The organism is Methylosinus sp. LW3, from assembly GCF_000527115.1.
Taxonomy (GTDB): Bacteria; Pseudomonadota; Alphaproteobacteria; order Rhizobiales; family Beijerinckiaceae; genus Methylosinus.
Genome location: NZ_AZUO01000001.1, coordinates 911825 through 928702, shown reverse-complemented (window position 1 = coordinate 928702; position 16878 = coordinate 911825). Strand labels below are relative to the sequence as shown.

15 protein-coding genes are annotated in these 16878 nt (G+C 66.4%); 7 read left to right on the top strand and 8 right to left on the bottom strand.

All coding sequences use genetic code 11. From position 1 onward, the window contains the following. Window positions 1-24 precede the first annotated feature (24 nt). From METLW3_RS0104555 to METLW3_RS0104530, 5 genes are all read right to left on the bottom strand, one after another. Window positions 25-1590, bottom strand: a complete 1566-nt coding sequence (locus tag METLW3_RS0104555) for a L,D-transpeptidase family protein (RefSeq protein ID WP_245267227.1) — start codon at window positions 1588-1590, stop codon at window positions 25-27. A 203-nt stretch (window positions 1591-1793) separates the two neighbouring features. Next, on the bottom strand, window positions 1794-2111 hold the full coding sequence (locus METLW3_RS29005) for a hypothetical protein (protein WP_157516516.1): 318 nt from the start codon (window positions 2109-2111) through the stop codon (window positions 1794-1796). 78 nt (window positions 2112-2189) lie between these two features. Beyond that, complete coding sequence (locus METLW3_RS0104540; protein WP_024878792.1) at window positions 2190-2795, bottom strand: TPM domain-containing protein; 606 nt, start codon at window positions 2793-2795, stop codon at window positions 2190-2192. Further along, entirely contained in the window at window positions 2795-3586 is a 792-nt protein-coding gene (locus METLW3_RS0104535) for a TPM domain-containing protein (RefSeq protein ID WP_036309264.1), read from the bottom strand. The genes METLW3_RS0104540 and METLW3_RS0104535 overlap by 1 nt, the downstream gene beginning before the upstream one ends. 79 nt (window positions 3587-3665) lie before the next feature. Then, window positions 3666-4262 carry a LemA family protein gene (locus METLW3_RS0104530; protein ID WP_024878790.1) on the bottom strand — a complete coding sequence of 199 codons (597 nt, stop codon included), beginning with the start codon at window positions 4260-4262 and terminating at the stop codon, window positions 3666-3668. Between the two features lie 398 nt (window positions 4263-4660). On the opposite strand from METLW3_RS0104530, the gene METLW3_RS27360 reads away from it, so the two are divergent. The 6 genes from METLW3_RS27360 to ispG all read left to right on the top strand — a co-directional run bounded on the left by METLW3_RS27360 (window position 4661) and on the right by ispG (window position 12812). Then, window positions 4661-5305 carry a DUF2268 domain-containing putative Zn-dependent protease gene (locus METLW3_RS27360; RefSeq protein WP_084484782.1) on the top strand — a complete coding sequence of 215 codons (645 nt, stop codon included), beginning with the start codon at window positions 4661-4663 and terminating at the stop codon, window positions 5303-5305. Window positions 5306-5570: 265 nt separating this feature from the next. After that, window positions 5571-6953: a M20/M25/M40 family metallo-hydrolase gene (locus METLW3_RS0104520; RefSeq protein WP_024878788.1), complete on the top strand. Its 1383-nt coding sequence runs from the start codon at window positions 5571-5573 to the stop codon at window positions 6951-6953. Window positions 6954-7076: 123 nt separating this feature from the next. After that, a complete protein-coding gene (locus METLW3_RS0104515; RefSeq protein WP_024878787.1) occupies window positions 7077-9605 on the top strand; it encodes a cation-translocating P-type ATPase in 2529 nt (842 codons plus the stop codon). A gap of 54 nt (window positions 9606-9659) precedes the next feature. Then, window positions 9660-10400 (top strand): N-acetylmuramoyl-L-alanine amidase, encoded by a 741-nt coding sequence (locus METLW3_RS0104510; protein WP_024878786.1) that lies wholly within the window; start codon window positions 9660-9662, stop codon window positions 10398-10400. Next, complete coding sequence (locus tag METLW3_RS0104505; protein ID WP_024878785.1) at window positions 10397-11326, top strand: SDR family oxidoreductase; 930 nt, start codon at window positions 10397-10399, stop codon at window positions 11324-11326. The genes METLW3_RS0104510 and METLW3_RS0104505 overlap by 4 nt, the downstream gene beginning before the upstream one ends. 190 nt (window positions 11327-11516) lie before the next feature. Continuing rightward, a complete protein-coding gene (gene ispG / locus METLW3_RS0104500; protein ID WP_024878784.1) occupies window positions 11517-12812 on the top strand; it encodes a flavodoxin-dependent (E)-4-hydroxy-3-methylbut-2-enyl-diphosphate synthase in 1296 nt (431 codons plus the stop codon). Here ispG and METLW3_RS0104495 read toward each other — a convergent pair whose 3' ends face one another. After that, window positions 12813-13655, bottom strand: a complete 843-nt coding sequence (locus METLW3_RS0104495; RefSeq protein ID WP_024878783.1) for a uracil-DNA glycosylase — start codon at window positions 13653-13655, stop codon at window positions 12813-12815. Between the two features lie 218 nt (window positions 13656-13873). Here METLW3_RS0104495 and METLW3_RS0104490 point away from each other — a divergent pair, with 218 nt between their 5' ends. Beyond that, entirely contained in the window at window positions 13874-14164 is a 291-nt protein-coding gene (locus METLW3_RS0104490; protein WP_024878782.1) for a hypothetical protein, read from the top strand. A 36-nt stretch (window positions 14165-14200) separates the two neighbouring features. Here the strand turns inward: METLW3_RS0104490 and METLW3_RS0104485 are convergent, their stop codons facing one another. Together METLW3_RS0104485 and METLW3_RS0104480 are read right to left on the bottom strand one after the other, a co-directional pair. Next, window positions 14201-14428: a YbdD/YjiX family protein gene (locus tag METLW3_RS0104485; RefSeq protein WP_036308644.1), complete on the bottom strand. Its 228-nt coding sequence runs from the start codon at window positions 14426-14428 to the stop codon at window positions 14201-14203. Beyond that, a complete protein-coding gene (locus tag METLW3_RS0104480) occupies window positions 14394-16487 on the bottom strand; it encodes a carbon starvation CstA family protein (RefSeq protein ID WP_024878780.1) in 2094 nt (697 codons plus the stop codon). The genes METLW3_RS0104485 and METLW3_RS0104480 overlap by 35 nt, the downstream gene beginning before the upstream one ends. Window positions 16488-16878 lie beyond the last annotated feature (391 nt).

Sequence of the window (16878 nt, the reverse complement as noted above, 5' to 3'; positions counted from 1 at the left end):
CGCGAGCCGCTTCCCTCCGAGAGATTACCCCTCGAGCCCCAGCGCCTGACGCACTTTGGCGGAATAGCCGTAGAGATCGCCGCGCAATTGCAGGCGTCCCGACTCGTCCACGAAAGCGGTGAAATATTCGATGTGGATCGGCAGCGGCCGCGCGAGATTTATGTAGCGCTCGCTGGAGCCGACGAGCTTGCGCACGCGCTCCTCCGGCCAGCCGCTATTTGGCCCAAGCACCGCCTCGGCGAGGCGGAAGGGCTGATCGACGCGCACGCAGCCATGGCTCAGAGCGCGATGCGCCGAAGCGAACAGCGCATGATTGGGCGTGTCGTGCAGATAGACGGAGAAGTCGTTCGGGAACATGAATTTGATGCGCCCGAGCGCGTTGGATTCGCCGGGCTTCTGCCGCACGAAAGTCTGCCCCTTGCGCGTGATCACCTCATAGCCGCGCGCGGCGATGGCGCCGAGGTCGCCGCCGAATTTGGGCAGCATCTCCTTCGTCAGAATCGACGGCGGCACGTTCCAATAGGGATTGACGATGATGAACTGCATTTTGTCGGAGAACAGCGGCGTCGGCGTCCCCTCCTTGCCGACGATGACGCGGGCGCGATGCGTGACATGTCCGTCGCGGACGAGAGCCAGCTCGAAATCGGGGATGTTCACCTCTATGCGGCTCTCGCCGAGCTCGCGCGGCAGCCAGCGCCAGCGCTCCATATTGGCGATGATCTCCGCCTCCACCTGCGCATTGGAGCGGCGCGGCGGCGCGCTCGGCGCCTCGCGGCCCGGGGCGGCGTCATGCGCGACCGAATGCGCGGCCTCGGCGAAACGCCTGTCGAGCTCCGGCAGGCCGGCGCTGCGCAGCTCCACGAGCTTTCCCCGCAGCGCGCGATAGCCTTCATGCGGCGGATTATAGTCTTGCAGCAAATCGCCCGCGCGCGATCCTGCGGCGGCGATCGTCGCGATCACGGCGCCGGCGTCCGGCAGAGCGGGATGCGCGCCGATGAGACGCGACAGACGCCGCGGATCGATGCGCCCGCCGGAGGCCTGAGCCGCATAGGCGACGACGGCCTCCGACAATGCGAGCTCATCCGCATCGCCGCCGAGCTTCGTCTCCGAAGGATAGGCCAGGCCGCGCAGATCGAGACCATCGTCGCGCGCGCGGCTCAGCCGCTCTATCGCGGCCGGCGCTGAGACGCGCCAGGCGCCGCCCTCGCGCCACAGCGGCTTATAGGCGCGCTGCGCATAAAAGGCGGCGACCGCCTTGCGACGCGCGCGCTGCTCTAGTCCGCGTGCGGCGCCGGCCCATGAGTCGAGCGCGAGCGCGAAAGCCCGCTGCTCCTCGCTGAGCAGCGCCTCGGCGACATCGAAGCCGCCAACGACGGGAAGCACGGCGAGCGCAGTGGAGTTGACGATAGGAAGCAGCGCCGATGTCGTCGGCGGCGCGAAGATGTCGGCCGGCGGCTCTTCCATGCGCAGCCAGGAGACCTCGAGCTGCCGCACCAGCGGCGGCGGCGCGACGGTGAGCGGCGCGCGGAAAGGCGCGCGCGGCTCGGCGGCGGCGCCGGAGGACGAACCGAGCCCGACTGCGAACGCCAAAACGGACGCACGCGCGAAACTGCCGCGGAACACCATGCTCTTCTGCCTCACGCCACCGGGCGGCGCCACGCTTTCACGCGGGCGATCCGCTCACCAATGCTCACGCGCGCCGCTCTCGACTCGCGCTTTACGTATATTAACGTAAACGGGTTAATGCTTGGAATAAGCTTCCGCGCCCCGCCGCCACAAAGATTGCCGTTCCATTAACGACGCGGCGGCGACGGAGTCGAGTTGCGGCTATCGCGCGCCCGTCTCGCAATTAGCTGGGCGCGACCTTTTGTAGCCGCCGCGCTTTCCGCCGCAAATTCAATTTGCTCGAGCGCTTCGCGCCATTCTGCCGCAGGCGCGCGCAATTGTCGGCGATGAAAGCGCGGCGCAATTTTCTCCACGACGATGCGCTGCGTCGTCGTCACAAAAAAAAATTGCACTGAGGGAGAATCGTCATGCACAGCAATGCGGAGCTCTTCAAAGCCGTCGCCGGCATCGTCGGCGCGCTCGCCTTCTTCATCGTCGTCCTTCACCAGCTCACCCGGCTGATCGGCTGAGAGCCTTCTCCTCGCGCGACTTCCCGGAGCGCCCCCCGGCGTCTCCGGGATTTTTCAAATCACGTAGATCCTGTCCGGCAGCTCCTCATGGCCGCCGGGCGGCACATGTTTCGACAAGAGCCGCGCGCATTCGCCGATCGCATCGACGAAACCATCGGCGACGCGCCCCTCGCGCACGCGCGCGAGCAGGAGATCGAGCGCCGCGCGCCAATCCTCCTGAGGAATTTTCGCCGCTATCCCCTCATCCGCGACGATGCGCGCATAACGCTCGCCGAGCGAGACGAAGATCAGCACGCCGGTGCGGTCCCTGGTCGCCGAAACGCCGCGCGTGAAAAATTGCTCGATCGCCGCGCGATGGGCGCGCTCGCGCTTGACGAAGCGCGGCGTCAGCGCGAGCCGCAAGGGCGGCAGCGAGAACAGCAGCGCCGCGCCGATGAAGACGAGAATCTGAATGGCCAGAATGAGCCGCACGCCGAGCTCGGTAAAAAAAACGAGCGGCCAGGGCGCGATGAGCGCGATGAGCGCCGCCAGCAGCGGCGGCACATAGGCGTAATCGGAGGAGCGGCGCGCCAAGACGCAGACGATCTCCCCCGCCGTGCGCCGCTCGGCGGCGGCGATCGCCTCCGCTATGCGCTCTTTATCCGCATCTGAAATCGGCATCACCAATCCCCCGAGGCGCCGCCGCCGCCCGACGAGCCGCCGCCGCCTGAAAATCCGCCGCCGCCATCGCCCCAAGAGGAGCCGCCGCCGCCCCAGGAGGAGCCGCCGGACCAGCTGTCGTTCGACGGCGGGAAATAGATGATCGGCCCGCGCCCGCCGCGATAGATGCGCCGCCCGCCGCCGCGGGCGTTGGCGAGCATGGAGAAGAAGACGAACATGAAGAGCAGGAAGATAATGAAGGGCACGATCTCGTCGAAGCCGGGCTCCTGATGCTCGGCGCGCACTTTCACGCGCTTCTCCCATTCAGCGGAATCACCGCTCAGCACCTCGACGATTCCATCGACGCCGCGCTCGATTCCGGCGCCGAAATCGCCGGTCTTGAACTTGGGCGTCACCGCCGTCGCGATGATGACCTTGGAGAGCGCGTCGGTAAGCGTCCCCTCGAGCCCATAGCCGACCTCTATCCGCATCTTGCGCTCATTGGGCGCGATGAGGAACAGCACGCCATTATTGACCTTCGCCTCGCCGAGCTTCCAGAAGCGGAACAGGCCATTGGCGAAAGTTTCTATATCCGTGTCCTGCAGCGACGGAACTGTGGCGACGACGAGCTGAATGCCGGACTTCTCCTCCAGCTCTTTCGATTTCGTCTCGACCGTCTGCCGCGCGGCCGGCGGAATGATATGGGCGTCGTCGACGACGCGGCCGGTGAGCGCAGGAAAATCGAGCGCAGCGAAAGCGAGAGCCGGCAGGAGGAGAAAGACCAGCAGAGCGAGGCTTCGTGTCCCTCGCATCGTGGCGAAAAAGCCGCGGCGACGCGAAGGCCACGAAGGAAGCGACTGCATGTGCGGCGATCTCCCGTGAAAAACAATTCTAGAACTTCACCGTGGGCGCCTGCTCCGCGCCGGCGTTGGCGGTGAATTCGGCGAGCGGCTTGGTTCCGGCGAAGACGGTCTTGGCCCAGAGCAGGGTCGGGAAGGTGCGCAGCGATGTGTTGAACTCCCGCGCCGCCTGAATGTAATCGCGCCGCGCCACATTGATGCGGTTCTCAGTGCCCTCGAGCTGTGACTGCAAGGCGAGGAAATTGGTGTTGGATTTCAAATCCGGATAGGCCTCGCTGACGGCGAGCAGACGCCCCAGCGCGCCGGAGAGCTGCGCCTGCGCCTCCTGGAACTGCTTCAATTTTTCCGGATCGGTGAGCTGCGAGACATCGACCTTGGCCTGCGAGGCGTGAGCGCGCGCCTCCGTCACCGCGATGAGCACGTCCTTCTCATGCTTGGCGTAGCCCTGCACGGTGGCGACGAGATTGGGGATGAGATCGGCGCGGCGCTGATATTGCGCCTCCACCTCGGCCCATTTGGCCTTGGCTTCCTCCTCCTGCGTCGGAATCGTGTTGTAGCCGCAACCCGATAGCGAGAGAGCGAGAAAGAGAGCGGCCAGCAGAGACGGCCGGCGGAGCGAAAAATTCATCCGAAAGTCTCCTCATGACGTCATCCGCCCCACCGAACGGAGCGCGCCCATTACTTAGGCTGCACATGAGGGCTTGGGAAGTGCGGGCGACGCCGGAAGGGGACGAGTGGTGGGTCGGTTTGGGTTTCGGCTTGATGACCCTTATGGGACCTTCTCTAGCGCTCGAACGGAGCCACGGGAATTCAGGGCCTTCGCTATGAAGCCTTGCATGAAAATTCACATAGTCTATCGTGACCTTCGTCGCTCTGTGGTCCTTTTTCGCTCGAGCGCATCTGTGTAGATGTTGGGCTGACGGAGACCACCCGGCCCTCAAACCGGGCGCTCGCCGTTGTGCGCTTCCGGAGCATAGTCGAAGCCGATATTGCGGCCGAATAATCCCCTCGGCTGAGGACGGAAGCATGTCATCACTGAATCTCCATTTCCTTGATGCCCGCGGCGCACTTACAAACCTTCGCAGTTGGCTTACGGCTTCTCTAAAAGAGAGCCACGATAGGGCGGTCGCCCTTATGCCGATTGGCCCCATCGATGTTATTGTGCAGACGGGAAAGCAGGTCATTCCCGAGAAAGGAATTCTCGGGTATTCGCCGGGGCCGGGAGTGATCTTCATCACTGTTGATCCTGATAATCCTGCCCTTTCTGCAAACTCAGAAGGATCATTTGAGCGAATGTTCGCCCATGAGCTTCATCATGCGGCTCGCTGGGAGGGACCAGGTTACGGGTCATCATTGGGGGAAGCATTGGTATCAGAGGGTCTGGCGGGCCATTTCGCTCGAGAAGTCTGGGCTGGCGCGCCTGAACCATGGGAACAACTCGATATCCGAGAAATCCGCCGTCATGTTCCCTTTGCGGCGCGAGATTGGGACCGCAAAGATTATAGCCACAGTGGTTGGTTTTTCGGTGTTGGCGAATTGCCTCGGTGGCTTGGATATTCACTGGGCTTTCAACTCGTCTCCCGGTTCATGGAGGAGCGGGTGGACCGCAAGGCTTCAAATTTGGCCAAAGCGGAGGCGCGAGCGTTTTTCGACAGCCTGACGAAAATCTGACAGGAATCGGGAGTCGCCACAGTCCGGCTCGCATGTCGGTCCGACGCAGCGACCAGCTCTTCCCGATGAAATCCGCTCCTAATGCTGTGGCGCACCGCGGGGCATTTCGATCCAAGCCGTCGCCTACGGAAGCGATGAATCCAGCCGAGCAGCCGCCGCTCTTTTCATGACGCTCCATTCGCACTAGCTTCGAGACCAGCTTGCAGTTTTCATCGCGACTCGCGCCGCCCCGAAAATGCGCGCGACCCGCAGCGGAGCCCCTTTCATGTCGACGGAAACCGTTCTCCAATCCTTGGACGCCGATCTGCCCGCGGCCACGGATCGCCTCTTCGATTTTCTGCGCATCAAATCCGTCTCGACCGATCCCGCCTTCGCCGGCGAATGCCGCCGCGCCGCCGATTGGCTCGCCGGCCAGCTGCGCGAGCTGGGCTATGAGGCGAGCGTGCGCGACACGCCCGGGCATCCGATCGTCGTCGGCCACGCCAAGGCCAAGCGGCCGGATGCGCCGCATGTGCTGTTCTACGGCCATTACGACGTGCAGCCGCCGGACCCGCTCGAGCTCTGGATCAGCGATCCTTTCGATCCGCGCCTCGCGCCGGGCAAGCAGGGCGAGGAGATCGTCGCCCGCGGCGCCTCGGACGACAAAGGCCAGCTGATGACCTTCCTCGAGGCCTGCCGCGCCTTTCAGCGTAATGGCGGCCTGCCCTGCCATATTACTTTCCTCTTCGAGGGCGAGGAGGAGACCGGCTCCCCCTCCCTGCCGGATTTCTTCGCCGCCAATCGCGAGGAGCTGTCCGAGCCGGCGCTGGCGCTCGTCTGCGATACCGGCATGTGGAACGCCAAAACGCCCGCCATCACCACAATGCTGCGCGGCCTGGCGCAGGAGGAGGTGATCCTCAAAGCCTCCGATCGCGATCTGCATTCGGGCATATTCGGCGGGCCGGTCATCAATCCGATCCATGTGCTCGCCAAGATCATCGGCGATCTCCATGACGCCGAAGGCCGCGTCACGCTGCCGGGCTTTTACGACGGCGTCGCCGAGCTGCCCGAGGAGATCGCCGCGCAATGGCGCGGGCTGGAGTTCGACGAGACGGCGTTTTTAAAGAGCGTCGGCGTCGCGCGCCCGGCCGGCGAGCGCGGGCGCAGCGTCATCGAGCAAGTATGGTCGCGCCCCACTTGCGACGTGAATGGAATCATCGGCGGCTACACCGGCCCCGGCGCCAAGACCGTGCTGCCGGCGCAGGCGAGCGCGAAAATCTCCTTCCGCCTCGTCGGGACGCAAGACCCGGAGAAGGTGCTGAGTTCATTCCGCGCCTTCGTGCGCGAGCGCCTGCCCGTGGACGTGCGCGCGGAATTCGTTCCCCATGGCGCCTCGCGCGCCTTGCAATTGCCCTTCGGCTCGGAGGCGCTCACGCGGGCGCGGCGGGCCTTGCAGGAGGAATGGGACAAGGAGGCGGCGCTGGTCGGCTGCGGCGGCTCCATCCCGATCGTCGGCGCCTTCAAGCGCGATCTCGGCATGGACACGCTGATGATCGGCTTTGCGCTCGAGGACGACCGCATTCATTCTCCAAACGAAAAATACGCCTATAGTTCTTTCAAGAAGGGCTCCCGCTCCTGGGTCCGCGTCCTCGCCGCTCTGGCGGCGTGACATCCGGCGACGGGCCGTCATCGCGAGCGACGCGAAGCGATCCTTCAGCCGTAGGGCGGCCCCTGGATCGCTTCGTCGCTGCGCTCCTCGCGATGGCGCCCCGATGAAAGGGAGGGGGATCGAATGGGGCTCCGCGCATCACGACCAGAGCCCCGGCCGGCGAGCGATTTCGCGCCGCTCTCCGATCGCGAGGCGGCGGCGTGCCTCGCGCATTTCGGCGCCAATGAGCTGGAGCAGCCCGCGCAACGCTCTTGGCTGCTGATCGCTTTCGCCGCATTGCGCGAGCCCATGTTCGCGCTGCTCATCGTCGCGGCGCTGCTCTATCTGGCGCTCGGCGATATTCATGAAGGCCTGCTGCTCACAGCGGGCGCCTTTCTCTCCATCGGTCTGGTGGTGGCGCAGGAGACGCGCAACGAGAATGCGCTCGCGGCTCTGCGCAGCCTCGCGGCGCCCAGCGCCCGCGTGCTGCGCGCCGAAGGCGAGCGGCGCATTCCGGCGCGCGAGATCGTCCCCGGCGACATTGTGCTCGTCGGCGAGGGCGAGCGCGCGCCGGCCGATGGCGCGCTGCTGCGCGGCGACGTCCTCTCAGTGGACGAATCGGCGCTGACCGGCGAATCGGCGCCGGTCTGGAAAGCTCCCGCGACGCTGGTGGACCCGCTGGTCGATCCCGAGCCCGGCGAGGAGGCGCCCTTTCTCTTCGCCGGCACGCTGGTGACGCTCGGACAAGGCGCGATGCTGGCGACGCGCACCGGACGCGCGACGCGGCTCGGCCGCATCGGCCGCTCGCTCGAATCGATCGAGCCGGAGGAGACGCCGCTGCAAAAGAGCACCGGCCGCGTCGTCGCGATCTTCGGCGCGCTGGGCATAGGCTTCTGCCTTCTCGTGGCGCTCGCCTATGGCCTCGCCTTCGGCGACTGGATTCAAGCGGGGCTGACGGGAATCACACTCGCCATATCGCTGACGCCGGAAGAATTCCCCATGGTGCTGGCGGTGTTTCTGGCGCTCGGCTCCTATCGTCTGGCGCGGCGCAATGTGCTGGCGCGCCGCTCGGCCGTCATCGAGACGCTGGGCGCGACGGACGTGCTCTGCGTCGACAAGACCGGCACGCTGACGCAAAACCGCATGGAGGCGGCGTTTTTCCTGCGCGGCGCGGACATGTGGCGGCCGGGCGAAGCCGCAATGCCCGACGAGATCGCGCCATTGCTGGACGCCGCTTTGCGCGCCAGCGCCGCCGATCCCTCCGATCCGATGGATCGCGCTTTGCATCGCCTCGCCAGCGATCCGCCCGCGAGCGCGGCGATCACGCGAAGCTTTCCGCTGCGGCCGGAGACGCTCGCCTTCGTGCAGACATGGCGCGCGGCCGACGAAGGCCTCGCCTCCTTCGCCAAAGGCGCGCCGGAGGCGATCGCCGGCCTCTGCCGCCTGGACGCCGATGCGCTGCGCCTTCTGACCGCCGAGGTCGCGACAATGGCGGCGCATGGGCTGCGCGTTCTCGCCGTCGCCACACATCAAGGGCCATTGCCGCGCGAGGACGCCCCCGGCTCGGGCGTTTTCGCGCTCGACGGGCTCGTCGGCTTTCTCGACCCGCTGCGCGAGGATGTCCCCGAAGCCGTCGCGCTGGCGGCGCGCGCCGGAATTCATGTGGTGATGATCACCGGCGATTATCCGGCGACGGCGCTCGCCATAGCGCGTCAGGCCGGAATAGAGGCGCAGGCCGGCGCGCTGAGCGGCGCCGATATCGCCGCTCTGGACGAGGCCGCGCTGGATGAAGCCGTCGAGACCACGCGCGTCTTCGCGCGCATCCGCCCGGAGCAGAAGCTCGCTCTGGTGGAGGCATTCAAACGCAACGGCCATATCGTCGCCATGACCGGCGACGGCGTCAACGACGGCCCGGCTCTGCGCGCGGCGCATGTCGGCGTCGCCATGGGCCAGCGCGGAACCGATGTCGCGCGCGAGGCGGCTTCGATCGTGCTGCTCGATGATCGTTTTGCCTCCATCGTCGCGGGCGTGCGCAGCGGGCGGCGCATCTTCGCCAATCTGCGCAAGGCGCTGATCTTCGTGACCGCCATCCATGTGCCCATCGCCGGCCTCGCGCTCACGCCCATTTTGTTCCTGCTGCCGCCTGTGTTCTATCCCGTACATGTGGTGGCGCTGGAGCTCATCATCGATCCGATTTGCGCGCTCGTCTTCGAGGGCGAGCCAGCCGAACGCCATATGATGGAGGAGCCGCCGCGCTCTCCCGCCGAGCCTTTGTTCGGCCTGCGCCAGATCGGCGCCGGCTTTCTCGACGGCGCGGTTCTGCTCGCGGCGCTGCTCTGCGTCTATTTCGTCTCGATGCGGGCCGGCGAGAGCGAAGGGGAGACGCGCGCGCTGGTCTTCGTCGGCCTCGTCATCGGCAATCTGTCCATGGCCTTCGCCTCCGCCGCCGGACCGGGAACCGCTCTTTTCGACAAGCGGCGCGTCGCCTTCTGGATCATAGCGACGATCACGACGCTCGCGCTCGCGCTGATCGTCTATCTTCCAGCGGTAGCTGAACTGTTCCGCTTCGCGACGCCGGAACCGAAGGCGCTCGCCTATGTCGTCGCGACGGCGCTGGTCGCCGGCGGCTGGTCGGGAGTATACAAGGCCGTTCGCAGACGCCGAGGACGATGATCCTCGCGGCCGACGCAGCTTCTCTCAGAGAAGCGGCAGCTCACCGGAATCGCAATGCCCTCACCCGACACGCCGCACGCCGCCGATTTCCGTCCCTCGCCCAATCACAATGAGCGGCTGACGCCCATCTCCGCGCTGATCCTGCATTACACGGGCATGCCGACGGCGGCTTCGGCCCTGGCGCTGCTCACCAGCGCCGAAGCGCAGGTCTCCTCACATTATTTCGTCGATGAGGACGGGACCATTCTGCAGCTCGTGCCGGAGGCGCGCCGCGCCTGGCACGCCGGCCGCAGCTTTTGGGCCGGCGAGACCGATCTGAACTCCGCCTCCATCGGCATAGAGATCGTCCATCCCGGCCATGACGATCCGCGCCCCTTCCCGGACCGCCAGATCGAGGCGGTGGCGGCGCTGTGCCGCGATATTTGCGCGCGGCAGGGCATAGCGCCGCGGCGCGTGCTCGCCCATTCGGACATCGCCATCGGCCGCAAGATCGACCCCGGCGAGTTCTTCCCCTGGAAGACGCTGGCCGAGCTGGGCGTCGGCCATTATGTCGAGCCCGCCGCCATCACAGGCGGCGCTGCGCTGGAGACCGGCGCGCGCGGCGACGCGGTGAGGCGATTGCAGCAGGCGCTGGCCGATTACGGCTATAAGATCGACGTCACCGGCGATTACGACCAAGCCTGCGCCGGCGTGGTCGCCGCCTTTCAGCGGCATTTCCGCCCCGCCCTGGTCGACGGCCGCGCCGATTCCTCCACCATAGCGACCTTGCGCGCGCTGGCGGGAGCGAGCGCATGAGCGAGAAAAAATTCGTCGTCGTCACCGGCGTCTCCACCGGCATAGGCTACACGCTGGTGGAGGCGCTGACGGCGCAGGGCTTCCATGTCTTCGGCAGCGTGCGCAACCCGGCCGACAGCGCGCGGCTGCGAGCGCGCTTCGGCGCGGCGAGCTTCACTCCGCTCCTCTTCGACGTGACCGACGCCGCCGCAGTGGCGCAGGCGGCGCGGGAGACCGAGTGGCGGCTCGACGGAGCGAGCCTCGCCGGCCTCGTCAACAACGCCGGGGCGGCGTTTCCGGCGCCGCTTCTCTATCAGCCGATAGAGGAGGTTCGCCTTCAGCTCGAGGTCAATGTGATCGGCCAGATCGCCGTCACCCAGGCTTTCGCGCCTCTGCTCGGCGCGCGCCCGGAAAAGCGCCGCGGCCCGCCCGGCCGCATCGTCAATATGAGCTCGGTGGCGGGCAGCTTCGCCTCGCCCTTTCTCGGCGCCTATGCCGCCTCCAAACATGCGCTCGAGGGCTTGTCCGACTCGTTGCGGCGCGAGCTGATGATTTTCGGCGTCGATGTTGTCGTCATAGAGCCGGGCGTGATCGCCACGCCCATATGGGACAAGGCCGAGAGCGCCGATTTCGGCCGCTATGATTCCACCGTCTACGGCCCCTCCGCCCGCAGGCTGCAGAAATGGGCGGTGGAGAAGGGCCGGCTCGGGCCGCCGCCGGAGCGCGTCGCCACCGCCGTGCTGCGCGCGCTGACCGAGAAGCGGCCCCCGGCGCGCATTCGCGTCGTGCCGAACTATCTATTGGATTGGCTGCTGCCGCGCCTGCTGCCGGCGCGGCTGGTGGACCGCATCCTCGCCAAGCGCATGGGGCTGCTGCCGCCGGCCGAGGCGTTCCACCCTCCCCTTCAGGGGGAGGGTCGGCCGGCGAAGCCGGACGGGGTGGGGTGAAGCTCGCGAGACTCGGCGCGTCACACCCTCCCGAGCGCCTGCGGCGCTCGACCTCCCCCCTCCAGGGGGAGGTGGAAGCTCCCGCTCCCACGAGGAGTCGGCTGCCGACCTATCGCTTTGCCGCCAGCTTGACGCGAGACGCGTTCCGGCCCACCAAGGGCCAAATCCCATCGAGGGGACAAGACCGACGATGACCGACGAAATCGAGACCCGCCTTCCCGACCCCATCTCCGCCGAGCCGGCGCCGCGCCATAGGACGGCGGCGGTGACGATCGGCCGGGGGCCGCGCGCGGTGACGATCGGCGGCGGCGCCCCAATCGTCGTCCAGTCCATGACCAATACCGACACGGCCGATGTCGACTCCACGGTCGCGCAGATCGAATCGCTGGTCCGCGCCGGCTCGGAGCTGGTGCGCATCACCGTCGATCGCGACGAGGCCGCCGCCGCCGTGCCGCATATTCGCGATCGTCTCGCGCAGAAGAATATCGACGTCCCGCTGATCGGCGATTTCCATTACATCGGCCACAAGCTGCTCGCCGATCATCCGGCCTGCGGCGAAGCGCTCGAAAAATATCGCATCAATCCCGGCAATGTCGGCTTCAAGGAGAAGAAAGACCGGCAATTCGGCGCGATCGTCGAGCTGGCCATAAAGCATGGCAAGGCGGTGCGCATCGGCGCCAATTGGGGCTCGCTCGACCAGGAGTTGCTGACCCATTTGATGGATATCAACGCCAATTCCGCCGCGCCGCTCGACATGCGCGCGGTGACGCGCGAGGCGCTGGCCCGCTCGGCGCTGATCTCCGCCGAGCGCGCCGAGGAGATCGGCCTCTCGCGCGACAAGATCGTCATCTCGGCCAAGGTCTCCGCCGTGCAGGACCTCATCGCCGTCTATCGCATGCTGGCGCTGCGCAGCGACTATGCGCTGCATCTCGGCCTCACCGAGGCCGGCATGGGATCGAAGGGCGTGGTCGCATCGGCGGCGGCGCTGGGCGTGCTGCTGCAGGACGGCATAGGCGACACGATCCGCGTGTCGCTGACGCCGGAGCCCGGCGGCGACCGCGCCAATGAGGTGCGCGTCGCGCAAGAGATTTTGCAGACGATGGGCTTTCGCACCTTCGTGCCGCTGGTCGCCGCCTGCCCCGGCTGTGGCCGCACCACCTCCACCGTGTTTCAGGAGCTGGCGCGCGATATTCAGTCGCATATTCGCGACCGCATGGCCGTCTGGCGGCAGGATTATCCGGGCGTCGAGACGCTGAATGTCGCGGTGATGGGCTGCATCGTCAACGGGCCGGGCGAGTCGAAGCACGCCGATATCGGCATTTCGCTTCCCGGAACGGGCGAGGCGCCGACGGCCCCCGTCTTCATCGACGGCAAGAAGGCGATGACCTTGCGCGGCGAGGGCATAGCGGAAGAATTCACCCGCATCGTCGAGGATTATGTCGCCGGCCGTTTCGGCGGCGCCGACAAGGGCGAAGCGGCGGAATAATCAGCCGAGCGCCGCCGCCACCGCGCGCAGATCGCGCCAGGCGCGGCGCTTCATCGCCGGCGTCCTGAGCAGGCTGGCGAGCGATGGCACGAGCAGCGCGCGCACAGTCCCGACGCCGCAATCATAATCGAACCAAGCGTTGCGATAGCGCGCGACATCCGGCGAGCCGAGCGCGGCGCGGGCGGCGAAATCGCCGAGGATCAGCAGAGCGCGCGGGGCGGCCAGCTCCACATGGCGGCGCAGGAAGGGCAGCAGCGCCGCAATCTCCACGGGGCTGAGCTCGCGCGCGCCGGGCGGACGCCAAGGGGTCGCATAGGCGAGATAGGCGCTGGAGCGGTCGCGCCGGATCGCGCGCAGCATATTGTCGAGCAGCCGCGCCTCCGGCCCGACGAAAGCCTCGCCGCCGCGCTCCTCCTCCTCGCCGGGCGAGAAATCCAGAACCATGAGAGGCGCGCTGGCCACGCCGGCCGCGAAGAGAAAATGCCCGGCCGTCGCCTTCAGCGCGCAGCCGTCGAAACCCGCGAGCCGCTCCTGCAATTCCTCGATCGTCCGCGCCGCGCCCGCAGCGTCGCGGGCGGCGCGGGCGGCCTCTTCGGTAAAGACGGGAGCGGCGGAGCGCAGGGAGCGAGTCTCCCGCGCCGGCGGCTCGGCCCGACGCGCGGGCGCGGGTGTGGGCGCGACTATGGACGGAGGCGCGACGGCGCGGGCCGGCGGCGGCGCGGCGCTCTCGGCGAAACGGTCATGCGGCGTCTCGTCGATCGCTATGTCGACGCCGATCGACACATACCAATCGACGAGCGCGGCGAGCCCCGTCTCCAAGGAAAGATCAGCGTCAGCGGACATGGCCGGGAGATTAGAGCAGAAGCGCGAAAAGGTGAAGGCGCGCGAGACGTGAGGCGCGCCCCCGAGGCGGGGCTGCGCGTCTCGCCCCTCCCCGCGCGCGAATGCGTAGATTATCGAGCTTCGCGACGCAGCGGCTCCGCAATAGGCTGGAACAAAATCAAGAATGTGCCGAGGGTGGAAACAGCGTTCAAAAATCACTGCTCACATAGAGAACTCACATGATCGACCTGATCGAAACCGTCGCGAAATCGCTGTTCGCGAAATTCGGGTCCAATCCGAAACTTTGGGATGGAGCTACGCTCAGCGAGCGCGAGAGATTCCGCCATGCGGCGGAAGATATACTGCAAGAGTTCGCCTCGCTCGCGCCCGTCGAGACGGCGGAGCTGGTCGAAAAAATCCGCGAGACGCGGATCACGCGTCTCGGATTTCTCTATATGGCCTATGCGCTGAACACCTCGGAAGCCGCCGCGCTGCTCACTTTTCGGGCGCTCGGCCGGGCCGAGTGCTGAAATCTTTCCGCGACTCGATCCGAACCGAAAAACACTCTAGCAGCAGCGCATCGCGCGCCGGCCGCCTTCGCCGAAACGGCTGGCCTGACGCTCGAGGAAGAACTCCTCGTGCGTCATCGTCGGCTCGTCCGGATGATTGGCGCGCCGATGCGCGAGATAGGCCTCATAATCCCCCTGCCCGATCATCAGCCGCGCGCCGTCGCGCAGCTTCCGCCCGAACTTGGCGAGATCAAGCGCGGGCAATCCGCAGATCGTGCAGCTCATCGCTCGTCTCCCTGGTGGTGACGCTGGTCGCGCGCCGCGCCTCGCCGATCGCCCGCAGGCCGAAGAACAGCATCGACAATACGAGCGCGATGAAGATGGCGCAGAGCGTCGTATTCACATAATCGTTGAAGATGATGCGGCTCATCTCGGCGGCGGTCTTGGCCGGCGCGAGCAGTCTGCCCTCCGCCGCCGCGGCCGAATAGCGCGACGCATGGGCGAGGAAGCCGATCTTCGGATCGGGATGGAAAATCTTCTCCGCGCCCGCCGTCAGCGTGCAGATATAGAGCCAGGCCGCCGGCGCCGCGGCGATGAAGGCGTAACGCTCCCGCTTCATGCGGAACAGCACCACTGTGCAGAGCGTGAGCGCTATGGCCGCCAGCATTTGATTGGCGATGCCGAACATGGGCCAGAGCGTGTTGATGCCGCCGAGAGGATCGATGACGCCCTGATAGAGGAACCAGCCCCAGCCGGCGACGGCGAGCCCCGTTGCGCCGAAATTGGGAATCCAGGCGCGCGTATGCTTGAAGCGCGGCCAGAAGGTTCCGACGAGATCCTGAATCATGAAGCGCGCGACCCGCGTGCCGGCGTCCACAGTGGTGAGGATGAACAGCGCCTCGAACAGAATGGCGAAATGATACCAGAAGGCGGTCATCGAGGAGCCGCCGATCGCCCCCGACAGGATTTTCGCCATGCCGACGGCGAGCGTCGGCGCGCCGCCCGCGCGCGAGAGCACCGTCTTCTCGCCGACCTCGGCCGCCGCATGGCTCAGCGCCTCCGGCGTGATGACGAAGCCCCAGGACGAGATGGTCTGCGCCGCCGTGTCGACCGTGGAGCCGATGACAGCGGGCGCGCTGTTCATGGCGAAATAGACGCCCGGATCGAGCACGGTGGCGGCGACCAGCGCCATTATGGCCACAAAAGACTCCATCAGCATCGCGCCATAGCCGATGAAGCGGATCTGCGCCTCGTCGCCGATCATCTTGGGCGTGGTGCCGGACGAGACCAGCGCGTGAAAGCCGGAGATGGCGCCGCAGGCGAGGGTGATGAACAGGAAGGGAAAGACGCTGCCCGCGAAGACCGGGCCGGTTCCGTCGATGAAGCGGCTGACCGCCGGCATTTTCAGCTCGGGCGCCACATAGAAAATGCCGAGCGCGAGCGAGGCGATGGTGCCGATCTTCAGAAAGGTGGAGAGATAGTCGCGCGGCGCGAGCAGGAACCACACCGGCAGCACAGAGGCGACGAAACCATAGCCGATGAGCATGAAGGCGAGCGCCTCGCCTTTGAAGGTGAAGAGCGCGGCGAGCGCCGGCGTCTCGGCGACAGTGCGGCCGAGCGCAATGGAGCCGATGAGCAGCACGAAGCCGATCACCGACATTTCGAAAATACGGCCGGGACGCAAATAGCGGCCATAGACGCCCATCAGCACGGCGATGGGCAGAGTGGCGAAGACCGTGAAGAAGCCCCAGGGGCTGTCCGCCAGCGCCTTGACGACGATGAGCGCCAGCACGGCGAGCAATATGACCATGATGGTGAGAATGCCGACCATGGCGACGATTCCGGCGGCCGGGCCGAGCTCCGTCTTGATGAGATCTCCGAGCGAGCGCCCGTCGCGCCGCGTCGAGATGAACAGCACCACGAAATCCTGCACCGCGCCGGCGAAGACGACGCCGGTGAGCAGCCAGAGCGTGCCGGGCAGATAGCCCATTTGCGCCGCCAGCACCGGGCCGACCAGCGGCCCCGCCCCGGCTATGGCCGCGAAATGATGGCCGAACAGCACATATTTGTCGGTCGGCACATAATCGAGCCCGTCATTGTGGCGATGCGCCGGCGTCTTGCGCTGCGGATCGAGGCCGAGCACGCGCTCCGCGATGAACAGCGAATAGAAGCGATATGCGACGAGATAGACGCAGATCGCCGCCGCCACCAGCCACATTGCGTTGACGGTCTCGCCCCGCGCCATCGCCAGAGTGAAGAGCGAGAAAACGCCGAGCGCGACGATTGCGGTCCAAAGGGCGATGGAGCCGAGCTTGCGGCCCGGCGTGACGAGTGGGAGGGACATAGCGCGAGCCTCGGCGTTTCCAGGAAAAGCCTGGGGACGAGATCGTCACCCGGCATTTTTCCCATGAAATAGGCCAAAGGCGCCCGCCGCGTCCAGCCGCGAGGGTCGCGCGCCGCCCTCTCTCGGCGGCGGGACGCGTCATCGGGACACGCCGCTCGTTTGGAACCTTTTGAAGGTCCGCAGATTGAATGGCTCGGGCGACGAATTCTGCACAGGAGACGCTTATGCACTGCGGAGATTGTCGTTTTTGGCGCCAGCCGGACAACCAATGCCGCCGCAACGCCCCACTGCCCATGCGCGGCCATGAGGGAACCATGGACACGGCATGGCCCCTCGTGACTGCGGAGGATTGGTGCGGCGAATACCAGCCCGGTTACATCGATCGGACCAG